The sequence below is a fragment of the Peribacillus sp. genome, assembly GCF_059453735.1.
This window is the reverse complement of the sequence record NZ_JAZVJO010000184.1, coordinates 1-2337: the sequence shown is the minus strand read 5'-3', so window position 1 is coordinate 2337 and position 2337 is coordinate 1. Positions and strand designations below refer to the sequence as shown.

General features: G+C 40.6%; 3 protein-coding genes. All 3 read left to right on the top strand.

Annotated elements, in window-relative coordinates; all coding sequences use genetic code 11:
• On the top strand, positions 1 to 1528 hold a 1528-nt coding region (locus AC52RT_RS06050; protein WP_495539911.1), incomplete at its 5' end, for an MBL fold metallo-hydrolase.
• A gap of 12 nt (positions 1529 to 1540) precedes the next feature.
• The gene (locus tag AC52RT_RS06045) at positions 1541 to 1753 is read left to right on the top strand and encodes a DUF3006 domain-containing protein (RefSeq protein ID WP_495539910.1); all 213 of its coding nucleotides are present in this window, start codon (positions 1541 to 1543) and stop codon (positions 1751 to 1753) included.
• Positions 1754 to 1855: 102 nt separating this feature from the next.
• Positions 1856 to 2337, top strand: a 482-nt coding sequence (miaA, locus tag AC52RT_RS06040) for a tRNA (adenosine(37)-N6)-dimethylallyltransferase MiaA (RefSeq protein ID WP_495539909.1), incomplete at its 3' end; no start/stop codon positions are given.

The following is a 2337-nucleotide window of genomic DNA, read 5'->3' as shown; positions in this document are numbered from 1 at the left end:
TCACAACATGACTGGAATCGCAACCATCTTAGTGCTCGCCGCTTTAATCGGGTTCTTTTTAGGTTTATTAGGAATTATTAAAGGAAATGTTAAATTATTGAAATTAAAGACTAGAAAAGCAAGTCTCCTTTTCTTACTGTTATCACTTGTACTGTTTATGGTCGGTGGGGCTATGCTGCCAAGTGAGACGACGACTACCTCCCCTGATGTGAAGCAGGAAAAAGCACAAAGCGAAAAGGAGATAGTTAAAGAACAGACTGAGGCTCCTAAGCTAGAAGAACAGGTAGAAAAGGTATTAGACAAAGAAGAAGTTGGAACTGAAACAGATGAATTAGCTAAACTCGAAGTTCATTTTGTTGATGTCGGACAAGGTGCTGCCCAGATAATCTTAACACCTGCCGGCAAGGTAATGGTCATTGATGGTGGAAATAATGATGATGAAGAAAGAATGGTCAGCTATTTGAATAAGCTAGGTGTGAAAAAGGTTGATATTTTGGTAGGTACTCATCCTGATGCCGATCACATAGGCGGGATTGACGCTGTGATCGATGCATTTGATATTGGGAAAATTTATATGCCTAAGGTTCAAAAAGATACGCAAACCTTTGAATCTGTTCTCCGAGCAGTCCAAAATAAGGGGTTAAAAGTTACCACTGCTAAAGCGGGGATTGATTTGGACCTAGACAGTGCGCTTTCAACGAAAATGATCGGACCCATAGCAGCCTCTGACCCTGATAATAATGAAATGAGTGCGATAATCAGACTAGAATATGGAGATCATTCCTTTTTATTGACGGGAGATGCTGGTGTTGACACTGAAGCGGATCTCATCCAATCTGGATCAAAAATAAAATCTACTGTCCTGCTTGTCGGTCACCACGGCAGTGATTATTCCACCAGCCCTGCCTTTTTACAGGCTGTACAGCCTGAATATGCAGTCATTCAAGTAGGAAAAAATAGTTATGGTCATCCAACGGCTGGCGTATTGAGCAGAGTAACAAATGCTGGAGCAAAAATTTATCGTAATGATACAGATGGGACAATCGTCTTCACTACTAATGGAAAGACGATTAGTGTAGATAAAAATCCGTGGACATATGTTGGAAATGAAAAGAAGGATACGGCCAAGACAACACCTGTGCCGCCTCCAAAACCGACTCCAGCTCCTAGTCCCGAACCGAGCCCAGCTCCTGCTGAAAAAAAACCAGAGGCTTCAATATCAAAAACAGGAACAATCAAAGCGACGGCAAGTATTGATAATGCATCACCGAATCAGAATGAAAACGTCACGGTGACAGTTAAGGTTAGTGATGTAAATGGTAAACCAGTATCCAATGCGAATGTTACCTTAAATCTTGCTTTTAAATCTACGATTACTACCTACGAAGGTGTGACGGATACGAATGGCATAGCGTCCATTCCATTCCGTATTGGTAGAGCTGCTGCTGGATATACAGTTAAAGGAGACATTACCGTTACGGCAAATGGTCAAACAGCTAAAGCAAGTACAGCGTTTACCCCTAAATAAGGAAGTGTTGATATGAAAGGCATTGTTGACCGTTTTGAAGGAGAGTATGCCGTCATTGAAGTGGATGGCAAAACAAGAGATGTTAAGCGAAATCTGATTGCAGAAAGTGTAAGGGTCAGCGATGTTGTCATTCTAAAGAATGGAACTTGGGAACGTGATTCAGATGAAACCGCGAAACGAAAAAAAGAAATGAAAAATTTAATGGATAGTGTCTGGGAAGATTAATGAAATTAGTAGTATAAAATAGGAAGAAAACAGCTATACTGTTTAGATGTTTGTTCCCATTAAACCAGTATGGCTGTTTCTGAAAAACAAAGGCAGTGAAGAATGTTGACACAAAAGAAAGAGAAATTACTTGTTATTATTGGTCCGACAGCTGTTGGGAAAACGAAACTTAGCATTGATTTAGCACAACTCTACAATGGTGAGATTATCAGTGGAGATTCTATGCAAGTCTATAAAGGAATGGATATTGGTACGGCGAAGATCTCAACGAACGAAATGCTGGGAATCCCTCACCATTTAATTGATATTAAAGAACCAAATGAACCATTTAGCGCAGCAGAATTCCAGGAAAGAGCGAATCAAGTCATTGCGGACATACACAGTAGAGGGAAATTGCCAATAATCGTTGGGGGAACGGGCTTATATATTCAGTCTGTCATCCATGATTATCACTTTTCAGAAGCGCAGTCCGACCCAGCTTACCGCGAGCAGCTTGAAAAAGAAGTCGTTGAAAAAGGAATAGAACATGTGATGGATAAATTGCGAACCATTGATCCAGAAAGTGCAGAACGAATTCATCCTAA